Raw genomic sequence first — 16983 nt, 5'->3', positions numbered from 1 at the left:
TGACCCACGTCGTGTTGGCCTAAAACCGGGCGCAAATACGCCAAGGCGTATTTGATTTATAATAGAATAAAAGGAGGCATCGTTTTGTCTAGAATCACGATTAAACCGAATCAAGTTATCGGATTAAGTCCCATGGTAGGGTCTGTAGCCTCAAAACTTTCACAGGTTGAAGGAGGCGTGGCTTCTGTCAGAAATTCCATTGATTATCGAATCTTAGCTAGAACCTCCATCCGGCCGCAACTAACAGAGGTAACTTCTTCAATTGATCAATTGGAAGCAAAAGTAAGAAAGCTGCAGTCCTTTTTAAATTTAGCTGTAACTCGCTATTCGTCAACAGAGCGATATTTAAACACCTCGTTTATGGCGATGGAGGCAGTTCGGGGTATGGCCCCGGCAAATCAGCCAGCAAATGGTAAAAATGTTGAATCCTCAAGCAAGGATACATCTTCACTAGCACATAAAATCCTTTCTTACTTTGACTCCGTTAATAAAGGGTTAAGTGCGGGGGACGTCGCATTAGTAGGGTCACAGTTATTATCTGTGGCAACATCTTCTTTTTTAATGCGCAATTTAAAAATAAACTATATTGGTGGAAAGCCTACCATATGGCAAAAATTTCGCGGTCGATATAAATTCACTGTAACTGCAAAGCCTTCCTGGACGAGTCGAGGTGGCTATAGTTCGAAAATAGCAAGGTATATCCATAATTTTTCAAGGTCCACACCTTCGAATGCTGTTACAAGAACCATACATTCCTTCGTCAGCTCCTATAATGGGCCAGCTGCTCTATTAAAGCATGCTGCAGGTTTTTCGAAAAATGTAAATGCAGCCATGCATGGCTCAACATTAATGGGGCGTTTCCAAGATCGTATTACAATTGGCTCGAAAGACGTAGCGAAGAGCTTAGCTAATGCAAGAGGATTTACAAGTGTTGCAAAGAGAATACCAATTTTGAGTCAGGTCATCTCTGTAGGGGCGAATGCAACAGAGTTTGTAGACCCCAAAAACGCCAATTTATCAATGACTGAAAAATTTGTCCGATTTGGTGCAGGAGTTGGAGCAGATATGGTTGCAATCGCAGGTGGTGCGAAGCTTGGCGCTATGATTGGAAGCTTCGGTGGCCCTGTGGGAATCGTAGTTGGTGGAGCTGTTGGAGGACTAGTAGGTGGATTTGTCAGCTCTAAGTATGGTGATCAAATAAAGGATTTTGGTCAGAAAGCAGCTGGATTTGCAGAGGATGTTGGTAAAAAGATTGGTGGAGCAGTTGAGGATTTTGGGAAATCAGTCTTCAAATCTGTTAGTAGTTGGTTTGACTAAATCAAAATTGAAGGATGAAAATTATGTATAGTACTGCAGAAATAATTGAATTAATCACTACTGTTATAGGTGCTTGGTTAACACTTCAGTTCGTCGTATGTATAGTTACGTTTTTGCTAGGAAATGTGATGGTGGAACACGTAGAAACAGGGGTTTTTAGAAACACAAAGAATCCCTTTCTCAAATTTTTTACCTTTATTGTCTTATTCTTATTTGGAATAGGTCCACTCATTTACAAAAAGCTAGACCGATTTTCATGGATTGTGCGGAGACTGTTCATGTTAGTCATTACACTCGTTTTGGGACTTCTGTTTATGCTTGTCTACTATATTATTAAAACTGCGCTGCATGCAGTATTTTTATAGATGATCAAGGCGGGTATGTGAGGACAAGTTTCTAATATAGAATGGAAGAGTTTTTATGAACAATTCAGTAGAAATAATAGAAATAATTACAACTTTGTTAATCTGGTGGCTCTCACTTCAAGTTGGTATCAGCGCATTAACCATTTTACTAGGGGATGCACTGGTTGAACATGTGGAATTAGGTATTTCCAGGAACACAAAAATCCAATTCTAAAATTTATCACCTTTATTATCCTAATAGATTACACTGTAAAACGACCTCGTTTTCTAGTAGGAATTAAGTTGATTGAGTGATGCTAAAAAATGTTTATCATACCCTCACCGGCAAGCAAGCGAGGGATTGAGGGTAAGAAAATGCTGTACTCGTACCCTCACAATCAAGCGCTCGAGTGGTCGAGGGTAAGAATAGGTCGTACTCGTACCCTCACAGTCAAGCAATCGAGGGATTGAGGGTAAGAAAATTCCTCAATCGTAATCGTCCCCCACCCACTAAGCACCTAAAGGGATGACGGTACAAAACAAAGAAACCGCTAGACACCATAAATTAAACTACAACATAGCATTCAAAAAACAAAGGAGGTACCCGTCATGAAACATGCTTTAACATGTACGACGGAGGAATTGGCATTATTGGTTACAGTGTGTGGATACCCAACTGTTGCCAAAGGTATTGCAGAAGCTTCGTACGGAGAGAAGTCTCCTGAAGAATGGGACGCCATCATGGAATCCACGATCCACCAGTTGGTAATCAAGTCCTTATGGGACCCAAATAAAACAGGTGAGGATGAGCATCCACTTAGCGAAGAAATGCAAATTTTTATCAAGCAATACGTAGAATCCAAATGGATGATCCGTTGCTCGAATATGATGGGGCGAAACGTATTAATGATCCACCATTTCGAAGAAGATATCTGGCTTGCCCATGTCATCGCAGAAGACATCATGCATGAATTTGCATTATTATCAAATGATGAAATTCCAACGGTGATCAAAGACTTTTATTCGTTCGAAGGTACAAAAATCGAGGGGACACACGAATTCTTCCTCACAGACAAATTATTCGATTGGCTAAGTGACCAGTCAAAAACAGAGAAGGTCCGGAAGAAAGCAAAGTTAACACCGACTGAGGAACAGAGCTTCAATTTATTCATTGAGGATCTAGAAGAGCATGAATGGTCACTTTATAATATTTCACACTTCGAGATTCCGAACATTGAAGGTGATTTTCTACTCGCGAACATCGTCTTCTTTTTACCATCCAAAAAAGGAATGTGGATTGTGGAATATAAAGAGGATGTTAAAAATCCAGTCCACATTAAACTAAATACATACGAGGAATGGCACGAAATGCTCGATGCAGTAGGCACCGTGGCAGCCGCTATTGAAGTTTAACTTTATTCAGGACTATTTCCCCTAGATATTGTAACTAGGATAAGTGCTAGGAATTATATTAAGTGTTGTTTTAACCTTATTTGAATAAAGTTAAAGCCTCCGGCGGATGCCACAGATTTTCAAATGAAGTTTTTCGCGTGGGCGCGAAAAAATCTGGGCGCAGATACGCCTTGGCGTATCTGATTAAGATGACTTTCATAAGTCGTCTTTTTTTTATCCAGAATCTAGTCCTTTTTGCTTATTTCATTCTAGTTAATACATCATTTTATAAGCAATTGGCAAACTAAGATTGGAAAATAATTCTGGAGGGTATGCTGTATGATTTTTTGGCAACACGTGCTGAAAATAGCTGTTCTATTCTTACTACTTTTAACAACTACAGTAAGCCCAGACATGGTAGTTGCACAACGGGACACACATTCACCTGTCATCACACATAATCCGAAAACAACAAGTGAGCCGCTATTACCCATCAAAATAAAGGCTGGTGTAACGGATGACACCACCATTCAACATGTAACACTTTTTTATAAGACAGGTAACTCAGATGACTTCAAAGCAATCCCGATGCAATTGAACGAGGAAAAAACATACATTGCCGAAATCCCGGGCTTTCACGTATATGATGAAATCACTTATTATATCGAGGCAAGTGACGGAACCAATACGGAAAAAACGGACGAGAACACCATACAAGTTATTCAAAAAGAAATCGATTATACCAAAATGCCTCAGCTGCTTGTGACGGAGGTTCTTCCAGACTCAACGAATGTGGGCAGTGCAGATGGATTTGAATTTGTAGAAATCTACAATAACAGCAACAAAGCAATCAACTTTAAGGATTATAAACTCTACTATCGATATGGAAAGAATCCCCGAACAGATGTGATGTGGCCTTCTGTAAAAGAGAATGTGGTCATTCCTGCCCGCAAAACACTTGTGCTCTGGATCATCAATGGCGAAAATAGCGAGCAGACGGTGGAGGATTTTAATGCACATTATGGAACTAACTTGAAGGAAAATCAGGATATTGTGCGGGTTTACAGTGGCGGTATGGCAAACAAAAGCATGCGGGGTGTCGTGATTGGAACGAATACGCATCGTGAAATTTCAGTTGCATACTATAACAAGACAGAAGTTGACAAGGCAATTATATACCGATATCCAACCAACAAATCCACGGTCTCTAAAAGAATCGGCACAAAGGATGCGACTCCTGGTAAGGTAGAAAGCTACCAGGTACCGAAAAAGCCTGTTCATATTGAGGAAGATTCTGTCCCACCGAGTATTGAGGATTTAACATTAAATTCTGAAGTCAATCAAAAAGACAACCTGGAGCTCATCGCAAAAGCTACAGACGACCATACCGTTAAATCTGTTAAATTACATTATAAAATCGACCAGGATAACGAGTTCGATGAAGTCATTTTACATGAGAATTACGATGATTTACTGTTTCATCACACGATTGATGCACCAGCATTAATTGGCCGCGAGTATATCGATTATTACTATGTCGTTTCCGATGGAAGCAATGAGGTGAAAAGTGAGACTTATCGGGTTAACATCAAGAATGAACATGACCACTCAAGTCTACGACTCAATCTGAAAAATGAAGAAATGCTTCGGGGAGAGAAAATAATCAAGGCTACTTCAGAAGAAAATACGCATTTGAAGCTGATGATTAACGGAAATGAGGTTCAGGAAGGCATCTATCGTTCACTTGAACACACCGCCTATTTTGCGTTTGAGGTAAATGGGTTGAATACGTATTTTCAAAATGCTGTCACGATGGGCAAGGAAGTATTACATGTGATGGACCAGGATTGGCTTACGAAATGGAAGACATTCACGATTCCAATTGAGCCTGAGCGACTTCCCGTAGGCAACACAACAATCACGATTCGTTCTGGAAACAAAGCTTCGCCGTTTGAACTTTGGTCGAGGGAAAATCGCGATGACTTTCAATTGCGAAACGTTCGACTCATTCTAGGCGATGGAACGGTGATCAAAGATCCGATTTACAACGACCCAAATCGCATCTTGAACATGGGGGATCAGCGTAAGCATGTCGATTTTACCTTTACGATTACGGAAAAAGAGGCCCGTTCGTTCACCTATAAATGGAACACAACCGAGGTGCACGACAAAAAACATAACGTCACAGTACAGGCTGGTGACAAAATGGTTCGTTCACAAGTTTTGGTCGATAATAGGGCTCCAACTGTCAAAACAAATCTGAAAAATAAACCATACAAAGGGGCCTTTACAATTAATATTGACGTGAGGGATAAGCTTTCTGGTATTGAAAAAAAGACGGTAATCTTGGATGGAGAAGTAATTGAGGTTCCGTTTGAAACATCGTCCGCAAAGCTTAAACCAGGTAAACATAAGCTCAAAGTACATGCGATTGACAAAGTAGGAAATGAAACAAAGGATGTTTTCTATTTTAAAGTGGTGAATGAAAACCCAAAAAAACCAGAGCGCATTTCTCCGAAGGGAAAGAGTGAAGGGGATCCACTTTTACAAGTGAAGGTGAAAGATCCAACAAAGGATAAGCTTGATGTTACCTTTTATGAAGCCTACAAGCATGACGTAACTTCCAGTGTGAAAGGATTTAAAAATGCGACCGAGCATGAGCCACCTAAAAGGATGCTTCCAGAAGGAGAGGATGCTTTCACAACAGAAGACATCTCACTCGTTTCAAAAGCAGATGGCCGCTATTTAGTTACGGATTCTGACACAAAATTCCCGTACCACCGTTTTGATGTCACGGTTGATGAGTCTCTCGGTGACAATGACAGGGTTGAGCTTTTATGGAAAGGGAATTCACTTGAAGGTCGAAAAGTTTCGATGTACGCATGGAATCATAATGAGGGAAAATGGGTTTTGCTTGATTTTAAGATAGCAGGCTCAAAAGATTTTAAACTTGCTTCTGATGTGTCTGTCCGTAACTATGTACTTGATTCGAAAATCAATGTCCTGATTCAAGACGAAATTGCTGAAGAATTTGATTACACCTTCGTCTGGATGTCCGACACCCAATTTTACGCTGAGAGCTATCCGGAGATTTTTAAGGAACAAACGGAATGGATTGCAAAAATGAAGAAAAAGCTAGGTATCAAATATGTGTTTCATACCGGTGATTTGGTCAATCAATCGAGGAAAAAGAAGCAGTGGCGAAATGCGGATAAATATATGAAGGTGTTGGATGAGAACAACATTACATACGGTGTGTTAGCCGGGAACCATGACGTTGACCAGGTGAATAATGATTATTCCGAGTTCTATCGTTATTTTGGGAAGGACCGTTTTAACAATAAGCCATATTATGGTGGTTCGTACCGAAATAATCGTGGGCACTACGATTTAATTTCGGTAGGTGGCAATGATTTTATCATGGTCTACCTTGGCTGGGACGTAACGGATGAAGGTATAGAGTGGGTCAATAAGGTGCTTGCAGCCTATCCGGATCGCAAAGCGATTTTAAGCTTTCATGAATATTTACTTGCGACAGGTACGAGACATCCGATGGGAGATAAACTCTATAATGAAATTGTCGTACCAAACAAAAATGTCATGGCGGTATTGAGCGGTCATTATCATGAAGCACAAACCTTTATCGATGAAATTGATGATGATGGTGATGGTAATCCAGATCGCACCGTTACGCAAATGTTGGCCGACTATCAAGCAGGTCCAGAAGGTGGCCAAGGCTATATGAGGCTCCTGCATTTTGACCAAGATAACAATCGCATTTTGGTTAAAACATACTCACCTTATATGGATGACTATAATTTTTATGACCTAGATATTTATCCGCAGAAAGACCAATTTGTAATTGAAATGGATTTAGCACCAGTCACGAAGCGGGTCGCAACTGATTACTTTACGGTCAATGTTTATACAGACAGGGTAATCGGGACTGATAAGGCGAAAAGTGGTAAAACCGCAAAGGCCTTGTGGACGGGGCTTGAAAATGACCGTTCATACTCGTGGTATACTGTGGTTGAAGATAAATTTACAGGACGGGTAGTCTCAGATATTTGGACATTTCGTAAAAATTTAAGCGAGTAGTTGGGAAGAATCATTATTTTGTAATAATAATTTATTTATCGTTACAAACTAATGATGTAGGTGTATATTTTGTTGCTTTACCACGTTATTTTGCTGGCGTTTACTTGCTTTTGAAGCCGTGTTATACTTCCAAAGGTTATTTTGGCGTAATTAGGCAAGGCAAGAGGCATCTATTATTTAAAATGAAGCTAATTGCTAGGATTGTATACGGGGGTAGTTTCATGAATAGAAGAAGACGTCAGCACGAAGTTCACCCAACACTTCAAAAGGTAAAGGAATTCATATACATACTACTAGGTTCGGCCACAGTGGCTCTATCGTTTAATCTGTTTCTACTACCGAACAAGGTGGCATCTGGTGGTGTGAGCGGGATTAGTACCATCCTGAACTCCCTTTTCGGTTGGGAAGCAGCCTATGTCCAGTGGGCATTTAATATCCCATTATTCATTGCAGGGATCATTTTTCTAGGGAAGGTGTATGGTGCACGGACGTTAATTGGCACTCTTTTTTTACCATTTGTTGTTTATCTTTCTAGAAATCTGGAACCCGCAACATTCGATCCATTGCTTGGTGCTTTATTTGGAGGAATTGGAGTAGGTTTGGGACTCGGTATTACTTTCCGCGGCAATGCGTCGACAGGTGGGACAGACCTCGCCGCTCAGATTGTTCATAAGTTTACAGGAATCTCTCTTGGCAAAAGTGTTGCTTTTATTGACGGCTTGATTGTTCTGACCGCGGCAATTGTGTTCGATATTGAGAGTGGGCTCTATGCGTTAATTGGACTTTTCGTTACAAGTAGAACGATTGATTTGGTACAGGTAGGTCTAGGTAATTCGAAAATGGCTCTCATTATTACGAATCGTCAGGACGAAGTGCGACAGGAGATTTTTGACAAACTGGACAGAGGTGTGACAAAGCTCTCTGGATATGGGGGTTACACTGACGATGAGCGACCGATGCTCATGTGTGTAGTCGATCAAAAAGAGTTCACAAAATTGAAACAAGTGGTTCAAAGTGTTGATACATCTGCATTTGTCGTCGTTATGGACGCTTCAGAGGTATTAGGAGAGGGTTTTAAAAGAGCGTAAAAGGGGTATAATAAAAATTGTATAATGGAAAAATTTATTACAGGGGGTAAATTCTGTGAAACGTAAGCTATTTAGTTTTCTATTAGGATCATCACTTGTTTTCGCTTTAGCTGCATGTGGCGGTGGGGACGACAATGCAGGAGAAGCACCAGCAAGTGATAATGGCGGTGGAGAAGCTACCGTTAACGCTGAAGAAATCTTTCAACAAAACTGTGCATCTTGTCACGGAAAAGACTTGTCAGGTGGAGCAGGTCCTGACCTAACAAAGGTCGGATCTAAATACAGCCAAGATGAAATTGCTGGAATCATCGAAAATGGTCAAGGCGCAATGCCTGGTGGCATCATTAAAGGTGAAGAAAAAGACGCAGTAGCTGCTTGGTTAGCTGAGAAAAAATAAGTAGAATGTCAGGCCTTCCGGGTGAACCGGAGGGCTTTTAATATGTCCAAAAATAGTGTAATGTCCGATAAAAAGTGGAGAATGTCCGATATATTCAGAGTGGTGTCCGATAAATGTGGATGAATGTCCGATATCCCGGCGACAATGTCCGATAAATGTGGATGAATGTCCGATATACCGGCAACAATGTCCGATAAAATCAATACTTTGTCCGAAATCGAAAAACCTAATTAGATAGTCTGCCTTCCGGATGTACCGGAAGGCTTTTAATATGTCCAAAAAGAGTGTAATGTCCGATAAATGTGGATGAATGTCCGATATCACGGCAACAATGTCCGATAAAATCAAAACTTCGTCCGATATCGAAGAACCTAATTAGATAGTCTGCCTCCCGGGTGAACCGGAGGGCTTTTAATATGGCCGAAAATAGTGTAATGTCCGATAAAAAGTGGAGAATGTCCGATATCTTCAGAGTTGTGTCCGATAAATGTGGATGAATGTCCGATATCCCGGCGACAATGTCCGATAAAATCAAAGTTTTGTCCGATATCGAAGAATCTAATTAGATAGTCTGCCTTCCGGATGTACCGGAAGGCTTTTAATATGGACAAAATAGTGTTATGTCCGATAAAAAGTGGAGAATGTCCGATATATTTAGAGTTGTGTCCGATAAATGTGGATGAATGTCCGATATCCCAGCAACAATGTCCGATAAAATCAAAACTTTGTCCGATATCTAAAACTTTCTCCATTGACCAGGTGAAATATTTTTATCAAAATTGCAGGAAAGGCGAAAAAAATGTCGAATACCCAATAAAAATGAAAGGAGTAGATGTATTTGATAAGAAAAGTGCGTACAGTTCCAATTATTATTTTAATCCTTGAAGCATTATTACAGAGAATCCCGCAAGATCATCCCAAAAGACCACAAATTCAAGTCGAATTAGTCAAAAGAAAGAAGGGTTACCGGGGAGAACTTTCGTTAAATTATTATTTGGAGCTCATCGACACACCCGAATTCCTCATTTTGCACGATATCAGACTTACAGATGGCAAAAGCTTCTTCCAAATTGACACCCTCATAATTACACCTTATTTTTATCTAATCCTAGAAATCAAAAATATAACAGGAACTTTATATTTTGAAGATGATTCTAATCAAATGATACGAACCTTGAACAATGAAGAAGAGGGTATGCATAATCCAATTTTGCAATCGCTCCGACATTCCCGCCAATTCAAAAACTGGCTCACTCAAAGGAAGTTACCGCTATTGCCCATCGAACATTTAGTCATTATCAGTGATCCAAAGACAATCATTAAAGCGTCAAGACCAAGTATCTTCACAAAAGTAATGCATAGTGCAAATCTCCCATTTACATTTGAAAAATTTCAAAATAGACATACGAAAGAATCGTTGACAATGAAGGAAATGAAGAGAATAGCGGGGACCATTGAAAAACACGATACCCTAAAAAGCCTGACCCACTAGTACAGTTTTCTATCTCTCAAACTGAAATTTTAAGAGGGGTTCATTGTCCAAAATGTTCCGCTCTCCCGATTGAAAGAAAAAGAGGCTATTGGTATTGTGATAATTGTTATACGAAATCTCAAGATGCGTTTATTCAAGCACTTCAGGATTATAGCTTGCTCATAAAACCAGTATTTACGAACGAGGAAATACGTGATTTTTTACAAATCCCATCAAGTAAATTTGTCTTTCGATTGATAAAAACTATGAATCTCGAGTATGTAGGAGAGAAAAAAGGAAGGATGTACCGTTTGCCCCAATTCCAATATTTACACCCCACCAGCTAACCCCTATCCCATCAAACATTAACTAGTATGAAATAAAAATGTAATAAAATTGAGTCGTATTTTGACGAAAAATGATGTTATAATGAAAAAAGTAATGAAATTATCCTCATTTTGGCTTATAATTTCTAGTTGCATAGTTCAATAGAAGCACAAGTATGTCTATATGGACATAAGCGCTTACATTATAATATAAATAGATTACTAAACAAGAAAAATATAATCCCCACTGAGATCGGTGGGGTTCTTACTTCCGGTTAAACGAGGGATAAAAAAACGATGATAGGTGATTAGCAATGATAGAAATGAAAGACGTTTTTAAAAAGTATCCGAATGGTGTCATGGCCGTTAATGGAATAAATGTAAAAATTGATCAAGGTGAGTTCGTGTATGTCGTTGGTCCGAGTGGTGCGGGGAAGTCGACGTTCATTAAGATGATGTATCGTGAAGAGAAGCCGACAAAAGGTTCAATCATCATTAACGGGATTGATCTTGCTAAACTAAAAGAAAAGAAGGTTCCTCTTTTACGTAGAAATATTGGCGTCGTGTTCCAAGATTTCAAGCTGTTACCACGTCTAACGGTTTATGAAAACGTGGCGTTCGCGCTTGAGGTTATCGAAGAAAATCCGAAGAACATCAAAAAACGTGTAATGGATGTGCTTGACCTTGTTCGTCTTAAACACAAAGCACGACATTTACCAGATGAACTTTCTGGTGGGGAACAGCAACGTGTGTCGATTGCGCGTTCAATCGTAAATTCTCCAGGTGCGCTTATTGCGGACGAGCCTACGGGTAACCTTGATCCAGAGACGTCTTGGGAAATTATGAACATTTTTGAAGAAATCAATTTCCGTGGGACGACCATTGTAATGGCGACTCATAACCGTGAAATTGTGAATACGATCAAAAAACGTGTAATTGCCATTGAAAGTGGAAAAATTGCGCGTGACGAGGTAAAGGGGGAGTACGGTTATGAAGCTTAACACACTCCGCCGTCATTTACGTGAAAGTACAAAAAACTTAGGGCGAAACGGATGGATGACATTTGCATCTGTCAGCGCCGTTACCGTTACACTACTCCTAGTAGGTGTATTTTTAGTCATCATGATGAATCTGAACAGCATGGCGACATCACTTGAAAAAGATGTTCGTATCAGTGTTCACACGGAACTAACCTCAACAAAAGAACAGCAGGAAGCCTTGAAAGCAGAAATTGTAAAAATTCCTGAGGTTGCAACTGTCACCTTCTCATCAAAGGATCAAGAGTTAGAAAAGATGATTGATAGCTTTGGAGAAGATGGAAAAGTTTTTGCTTTATACGAACAAAGTAATCCACTTCATGATGTGTTTATCGTAGAAACGAAAAAACCTCAAGAGATTATGGCGGTTGCTGATAAAGTTGAAAAAATGGAGTATGTTTACAGTGTGAACTACGGAAAAGGAAAAGTTGAAAAGATTTTCAGTACAGTTGGTGTTTCACGAAACGTTGGAATCGGATTGATCATCGGGCTTCTTTTTACAGCGATGTTCTTAATTTCAAATACAATTAAAATTACGATCTTTGCGAGAAGAAGAGAAATCGAGATTATGAAGCTAGTAGGAGCAACGAACTGGTTTATTCGCTGGCCGTTTTTCCTAGAAGGACTATTCCTTGGAGTTCTTGGTTCTTTGATTCCTATTGGAATAATCCTAGGATTCTATAATTACTTATATGACATGATTCAACCACAATTAAACGGAACATTCCTAGAGCTATTGCCATTTAATCCATTTGCTTTCCAAGTAACTGCACTCTTACTGTTAATTGGTGCGTTCATTGGGGTTTGGGGAAGCTTAATGTCTGTCCGTAAGTTCTTAAAAGTATAAGATGATGTTCAGAAAGTCCTGTGAAAATGAAACATCTAATTTCTCGTTCCTTTTCATCCTTCTTTTTGAACACGAACTAAAAAAGCGCATCTGCTAAGGTGCGCTTTTTCGTGCTTAACTTTAATAATAGAATGGAAAAGGGAAGAAGAATGGGAATACGAAAAAGTTATATGGAAAACGACGACGGCGGAAGCGACGGAAACGTCTGCGTCCATAACCGCCATAGCCCCCAAAACCACCATATCCTCCGAATTGACGATCCATCTCAGTATCTTCCACATCTTCAGGTACTAACATTGTTACGCCTTCATCATCCATGTCCTCGATGATTCCTTGCATTTGAGAACCATCTCTCATTTGTCCGATGACATAGTAATTCCGTAGTCGATGACAAGTGTCTTGAATATTATGCCCTTGTGGCATTTGCATGCCGTATGGATTGTAGTTCATATGATCCCTCCTTTGCACTATTAGGTTATTCACCCAATCGATGTTTCGTTACGACCTTTTAGAGGAATGTAATCCACCTGTTATTTGCAAACTAAAAAAGCTCGACCACATAGTCGAGCTTAACTTACATAACGGTTTTTGTTTTTCTTTAATTTCATTCCACACGCGCAGCTTGTACTGTGTTTGAGGATTTTGATTTCCGTTTTACATATTGGACAAATTGTTTTTGGCATTTAAAAAGTCACCTTCTTGGTTTTGACATGATTTACAAAGTCCGTACACTTCCATCTGGTGAGAGTAAATATTAAATTGAGTAAGCTTGTGAGCTACATGCTCGATTTGGCTTAGAGTTGGGTAATTAAAATCAATTATTTCACCACATGATTCACATAAAATATGATAGTGATTCGGTTGGTTCGCGAGTTCATATTTACTTAACCCGTTCCCATAGGGCAGTTCTTTTAAAATCCGTAACGATACAAATAGTTTGACATTGTTGTAGATAGTGGCAAGGCTAATTTGTGGTAATTGCCGATGTATCTCTTCCACAGTCGGATGGCCTTTTAAGGAAAGGAAGGTCTGTAGTATTAACGTTCGTTGAGGTGTAATGCGTAACCCGCGTTCTTTTAAAAAAGGGATTAGTTCAGCCATTTGTTTGTCTTCCACGTTTAACAACCTCTTTGTTCATATTTATAAGAATAGGTATCCGGCTGTGGATACCTATTTTATGTGAGAATAAAATGAAATGTTCTATGCTTATTACTTCGCTACTACTTCGCTACTACTTCGCTACTACTTCACCAGGAACCGCTAATCCAAGGCCTTCTGCGATACGTGTTCCGTATTCAGGGTCTGCCTTGTAGAAGTGGCTAATTTGACGAAGTTTGATTTCTTCTAATTCAACGGGCTTCATTGCTGCCACAATTGTGTCAACAAGACGAGTACGTTCTTCTTCACTCATTAGGCGGTATAGGTCACCAGCTTGTGTGTAATGATCGTTATGATCATAAGCTACACTTTCGGCAATACCTTCAACAGCGAATGCATGCTGCTTTGCTTCTGGTGCTTCTTTTGGACCGCTAAAGCTATTAGGCTCGTAATATACGGAACGACCACCATTGTTATCAAAGCGCATTTGACCATCACGTTGATAGTTATTCACATCAACTTTTGCACGGTTGATTGGTAAGGCTTGGTGGTTTGCACCGACACGGTAACGATGTGCATCATGGTATGCAAATAGACGACCTTGAAGCATTTTGTCAGGTGATACATCAACACCAGGTACCAACGTTCCAGGTGAGAATGTGGCTTGTTCAACTTCTGCAAAATAGTTCTCAGGGTTGCGGTTTAATACCATGCGACCCACTTTGATTAATGGATAGTCTTTTTGTGACCATACTTTTGTTACATCGAATGGATCGAAGCGGTATGTATTCGCATCCTCCAACGGCATGATTTGTACATAAAGCTTCCAAGCAGGGTAGTCACCTTTTTCGATTGAGTTGAACAGATCCTCTGTATGATAATCTGGATTTTCCCCAGCAAGCTTAGTAGCTACTTCATTTGTTAGGGACTTAACGCCTTGTTCAGTACGGAAGTGATACTTAATCCAAACTCCTTCACCTTCAGCGTTTGTCCATTTGAACGTATGGCTTCCATAACCATGCATGTGACGCCATGTCGCTGGAATTCCGCGGTCCCCCATTAACCACGTAACTTGGTGTAAAGATTCAGGAGAATGAGACCAGAAATCCCATACTGCTGTAGGATTCTTCAAATGTGTTTGTGGATGACGCTTTTGTGTATGAATGAAGTCAGGGAACTTAATCGCATCACGGATAAAGAAAATCGGTGTATTGTTTCCAACGATGTCGTAGTTGCCTTCTTCAGTATAAAATTTTACCGCAAAACCACGTGGGTCACGAACAGTATCAGCAGAACCATTTTCCCCAGCAACCGTTGAAAAACGAATGAATAGAGGTGTTTTTTTGCCAATTCCGTTGAATAGTTTTGCTTTTGTATAGTTGGATACATCATTTGTTACTTCGAAATAACCGTGTGCACCGCTACCTTTTGCATGGACAACACGTTCAGGAACACGTTCTCTATTGAAATGTGCTAATTTTTCAAGGAGGTGTACGTCCTGGATGAGTACCGGTCCCCTAGAACCAGCTGTGATTGAGTTTTGGTTGTCTCCTACTGGAGCGCCCCAACTTGTAGTGAGTTTATTGTATGTCAACTTGATCACCTCGTATTAATTTTGAATACATATATTATAATAACACCTATAAATAAAAAATCAATATCTTTTTATAATAATTATAAAGTGGGTTAAAAGACCTCATAGATTTAGTATTGGAATTTGGTAATGTGTAAGCTCTGATACTCTCTGCTTACATAAGATTAACAAGTATTGTAAATTATTCTTAATACATCTTTACTCTGTTGATTTTCATTTAAACGTCATATTTAGTCCATACTTGAGAATTGGAGTGAAAAAATGGCTAACTATACATAGAAAATGCTGTAAGGGAAATAATGACAATGAATTTTCGTTTAAGAGAGGAAGTGCAACATGGACGATAAAAAGCAGCATGGAAGTGTGGAAGGGGTAGGCGGACCTCATGATAACCGACTTGGAACTGGTGAGTCGGCTGATTCATTAACGAACAGGCAGGGACATCCAGTTACAGATAATCAAAATATCCGAACAGTCGGCAACCGCGGCCCATCAACACTAGAGAACTACGATTTTCTTGAAAAAATGTCTCATTTTGACCGAGAGCGCGTTCCGGAACGTGTAGTTCATGCAAGGGGTGCAGGTGCACATGGATATTTTGAGGCATATGGAAAAGTTGGCGACGAACCGGTTTCTAAGTACACTCGTGCGAAATTGTTCCAAGAAGCAGGAAAAAAGACTCCAGTTTTTGTGCGATTCTCAACCGTCGCAGGGGCGATGGAGTCTCCAGAAACGGCAAGAGACCCGCGTGGTTTTGCAGTCAAATTTTATACGGAGGATGGGAACTGGGATTTAGTAGGGAACAATTTAAAAATCTTTTTTATCCGGGATGCGATGAAGTTTCCTGATATGATTCATGCTTTTAAGCCAGACCCAGTCTCAAATCTATCAAACCCTGAAAGAATGTTTGATTTTTTATCAAAGACACCTGAAGCCACACATATGATAACCTTCCTGTTTTCACCATGGGGAATTCCGGCAAACTACCGCCAAATGCAAGGTTCTGGAGTGAATACATACAAATGGGTAAATCAGGATGGCGAGGCAGTATTAGTGAAGTATCACTGGGAGCCGCTGAAGCAAGGTATTAAAAACTTAACACAAAAAGAAGCAAATGAAATCCAAGCGACAAATGTAAGCCATGCTACTCAGGATTTATATGAAGCAATCGAGCGTGGAGATTATCCGGAGTGGGAGCTTTGTGTGCAGATTATGACTGACGATTACCATCCGGAGCTCGATTTTGATCCGCTCGATGATACAAAACTTTGGCCAACCGATAAGTTCCCGTTTTTAAAGGTTGGAAAAATGGTATTAAACAAGAATCCTGAGAATTATTTTAACGAGGTTGAGCAAGCTGCGTTCGGTACAGGGGTACTGGTGGATGGACTTGATTTTTCAGATGATAAAATGCTACAGGGGAGAACATTCTCTTACTCAGATACGCAGCGACATCGAGTCGGAACGAACTATCTGCAACTGCCAATTAATGCTCCGAAAAAACGGGTTGCAACCAACCAGCGTGGCGGCCAAATGTCTTACCATGTGGATGTACCACCAAGCGGTAATCCGCACGTCAATTATGAACCGTCCACGATTGGCGGTCTGAAGGAAGCGAAGCAGGAGGGTAAGATCCATGAGCCTCATTATAATGATAAGTTGGTTCGTGAAAAAATTGACCGCCCAAATGACTTTGGACAAGCAGGTGAGACGTATCGTGCCTTTTCGGACGCAGAGAGGGATGAACTCATCAGTAATTTGGTTGATAACTTAAAAGTTTGTCGACCAGAAATCCAAAATAAAATGCTGGAGTACTTCACCAATGCAGACGAGGACTATGGCAGACGTGTAAGAGAAGGTCTCGCAAAAGCAATGGACACAACTGATACAAGTTCAGCTGCTGCAAAAGATGCAGTGGAGAAATCTAAAAATATGGGACAAGAATCAGACAGATATTAACATAAAAGCATCGGT

The 16983-nt window shown here is 40.1% G+C and carries 14 protein-coding genes; 11 read left to right on the top strand and 3 right to left on the bottom strand.

Translation table 11 applies throughout. The annotated features are described in order from the left end of the window. Positions 1 to 84 precede the first annotated feature (84 nt). The 10 genes from NST91_RS22510 to ftsX all read left to right on the top strand — a co-directional run bounded on the left by NST91_RS22510 (position 85) and on the right by ftsX (position 12317). A complete protein-coding gene (locus NST91_RS22510) occupies positions 85 to 1317 on the top strand; it encodes a hypothetical protein (protein ID WP_341332933.1) in 1233 nt (410 codons plus the stop codon). Positions 1318 to 1340: 23 nt separating this feature from the next. Beyond that, a complete protein-coding gene (locus NST91_RS22505) occupies positions 1341 to 1682 on the top strand; it encodes a hypothetical protein (protein ID WP_341332932.1) in 342 nt (113 codons plus the stop codon). Positions 1683 to 1737: 55 nt separating this feature from the next. Further along, on the top strand, positions 1738 to 1896 hold the full coding sequence (locus tag NST91_RS22500; RefSeq protein WP_341332931.1) for a hypothetical protein: 159 nt from the start codon (positions 1738 to 1740) through the stop codon (positions 1894 to 1896). A gap of 374 nt (positions 1897 to 2270) precedes the next feature. Beyond that, positions 2271 to 3074: a YfjC family protein gene (locus NST91_RS22495; protein WP_341332930.1), complete on the top strand. Its 804-nt coding sequence runs from the start codon at positions 2271 to 2273 to the stop codon at positions 3072 to 3074. 318 nt (positions 3075 to 3392) lie between these two features. Beyond that, positions 3393 to 7151 (top strand): lamin tail domain-containing metallophosphoesterase family protein, encoded by a 3759-nt coding sequence (locus NST91_RS22490; RefSeq protein WP_341332929.1) that lies wholly within the window; start codon positions 3393 to 3395, stop codon positions 7149 to 7151. Between the two features lie 221 nt (positions 7152 to 7372). Next, positions 7373 to 8239, top strand: a complete 867-nt coding sequence (locus tag NST91_RS22485; protein WP_341332928.1) for a YitT family protein — start codon at positions 7373 to 7375, stop codon at positions 8237 to 8239. Positions 8240 to 8294: 55 nt separating this feature from the next. Further along, entirely contained in the window at positions 8295 to 8636 is a 342-nt protein-coding gene (cccB, locus tag NST91_RS22480; RefSeq protein WP_121445819.1) for a cytochrome c551, read from the top strand. An 838-nt stretch (positions 8637 to 9474) separates the two neighbouring features. Continuing rightward, positions 9475 to 10128 carry a nuclease-related domain-containing protein gene (locus NST91_RS22475; RefSeq protein ID WP_341332927.1) on the top strand — a complete coding sequence of 218 codons (654 nt, stop codon included), beginning with the start codon at positions 9475 to 9477 and terminating at the stop codon, positions 10126 to 10128. Between the two features lie 619 nt (positions 10129 to 10747). Next, complete coding sequence (gene ftsE / locus NST91_RS22470; RefSeq protein WP_341332926.1) at positions 10748 to 11434, top strand: cell division ATP-binding protein FtsE; 687 nt, start codon at positions 10748 to 10750, stop codon at positions 11432 to 11434. Then, positions 11424 to 12317, top strand: coding sequence for a permease-like cell division protein FtsX (gene ftsX, locus NST91_RS22465; protein WP_341332925.1), 894 nt, complete (start codon positions 11424 to 11426; stop codon positions 12315 to 12317). The genes ftsE and ftsX overlap by 11 nt, the downstream gene beginning before the upstream one ends. Positions 12318 to 12437: 120 nt before the next feature. On the opposite strand, the gene NST91_RS22460 is transcribed toward ftsX, so the two are convergent. The 3 genes from NST91_RS22460 to katA all read right to left on the bottom strand — a co-directional run bounded on the left by NST91_RS22460 (position 12438) and on the right by katA (position 15009). After that, positions 12438 to 12767, bottom strand: coding sequence for a hypothetical protein (locus NST91_RS22460; RefSeq protein WP_341332924.1), 330 nt, complete (start codon positions 12765 to 12767; stop codon positions 12438 to 12440). 204 nt (positions 12768 to 12971) lie between these two features. Further along, positions 12972 to 13433, bottom strand: a complete 462-nt coding sequence (locus NST91_RS22455) for a Fur family transcriptional regulator (protein WP_341332923.1) — start codon at positions 13431 to 13433, stop codon at positions 12972 to 12974. A gap of 115 nt (positions 13434 to 13548) precedes the next feature. Continuing rightward, entirely contained in the window at positions 13549 to 15009 is a 1461-nt protein-coding gene (katA, locus tag NST91_RS22450; RefSeq protein WP_341332922.1) for a catalase KatA, read from the bottom strand. Between the two features lie 336 nt (positions 15010 to 15345). On the opposite strand from katA, the gene NST91_RS22445 reads away from it, so the two are divergent. Next, positions 15346 to 16968, top strand: a complete 1623-nt coding sequence (locus tag NST91_RS22445; RefSeq protein ID WP_341332921.1) for a catalase — start codon at positions 15346 to 15348, stop codon at positions 16966 to 16968. Positions 16969 to 16983: the final 15 nt, after the last annotated feature.

Origin of the sequence: Ferdinandcohnia sp. FSL W7-1320, from assembly GCF_038050315.1 — a bacterium.
Lineage (GTDB): Bacteria > Bacillota > Bacilli > Bacillales > Bacillaceae_L > Ferdinandcohnia > Ferdinandcohnia aciditolerans.
Note: the sequence above shows the minus strand (reverse complement) of the source record. Positions and strands in the feature narration are given on the sequence as shown.